Genomic DNA, 1,471 nt, shown 5'->3' with positions numbered 1-1,471 from the left:
TTGTTCGACGATGCCATTCAAATGGGTTTCATGTTAGAACCTTGAATGCAGCCACTACAGCCCAGGAAAGGCAAGCTCTTTTAAATTGGTCTAAGACAGATAATTTAGACCTGATGGCCATTCTTCAATCAATGATTCATGGCCGGGGGACGTCAAATGAGCTATCTTCAGGTGCCGTTCTTACACTACAAAAGCTTACACGAGCTCGTCGAGAGTTGGTGGGTGAACGAACAACAACGCAAAATCTGATTCGTATGCACATGGATCATATCTTTAGGGAATTTCAAGGAAAGAGCGTATGGGAGAATGGAAAACGTAAGCATGTTCAACCATTTAGTAAGTTATTTGGAAAGGCACCTCTTTATTTCATGCGACACTATCCGCATCCAACTGATATTTTGACACTTGGGGAGAAAGGATTACGTGAATTATCTATCCGTGAAAATCTTAAATTACGGGATAGTACGGTTCAAATTCTATTAGAATTTGCTCAAAACTCCATTTCTCAACCAAAAGAGTTCGTAGATGGAGACATCTTTCTCTTATCTCAAAAGTTGGATCGTTTAGAGTTGTTGAATAATCAAATCAATGTCTTAGAACATAAGATTGAAGATTTATTCGTTGAAACGGAGGGGGCTGTTATCCTTAGCGTTCCAGGGATTGGTGTAGTGACGGGTGCTGAATTATACGCAGAAATGGGGGATATCTCTGATTTCGAACATGCGGGGCAATTAATCAAGATGGCAGGGACAAACCCTATTGTGAAACAATCGGGTGGAAAAAAACCTTCGTACTTTTGTATTAGTAAACAGGGTAGAAGGACATTCAGAAACATAGCCTACCAGGTAGGAAAATCTCTAGCTGTTAATAATCCCGAAATGAAACTAAGATATTTAGCCCTAAAAGACCGTGGAAAACATTCCCGTCAAGCGTATGTAGCCTTGGGAAACCGAATGATTCGATTAGCCTTTTCAATGATTCGAAATCACACATTATATCGTACCAATGACGAAAAATACGTACTAGTAAATGAAATAAGTAAAAAGCTTAGAGCACCAAATGCAAAAAAATTTTATGAATTACATGTCTCTTCAAATATTTGTCTATCAGCTTAATTAAGAGTTTAATATTTTATTGTTCATTTATTTAGGTATTTAATTTTGATAAAAATGGGGCTCCTCTAGGGCGTTAGATCACATTGTATTGGGTGTCTGAGGCTTTAGACCTCGTGGGTCAGCATTATGGATCTTGTCCTGCAAATACGGATAATACGTGAAAATCAAAGTTTATATTTGCTAGGTGGTATCACTGCGGGATGAAAACACGAGATCCTTTCACGTTCTAGAGGAGCCCTATTATATAGTTCTGTGGTAGTTGAACTTCAAAAAAATGGATATAGGAAGTTCTACTTAAGTTCGGTCTTTTTTATAAAATATTTACTCTTGACCTAATTGCCATTATACGCTGACCC

The 1,471-nt window shown here is 38.0% G+C and carries 1 protein-coding gene; it reads left to right on the top strand.

Translation table 11 applies throughout. The annotated features are described in order from the left end of the window. A partial coding sequence (locus tag ACIQCO_RS28155) for an IS110 family RNA-guided transposase (RefSeq protein ID WP_400435483.1) occupies positions 1-1,115 on the top strand: 1,115 nt, incomplete at its 5' end. Positions 1,116-1,471 lie beyond the last annotated feature (356 nt).

It is taken from the genome of Neobacillus sp. NPDC093127, from assembly GCF_044754175.1.
In the GTDB taxonomy this organism is placed as follows: Bacteria; Bacillota; Bacilli; order Bacillales; family Cytobacillaceae; genus Neobacillus.
Note: the sequence above shows the minus strand (reverse complement) of the source record. Positions and strands in the feature narration are given on the sequence as shown.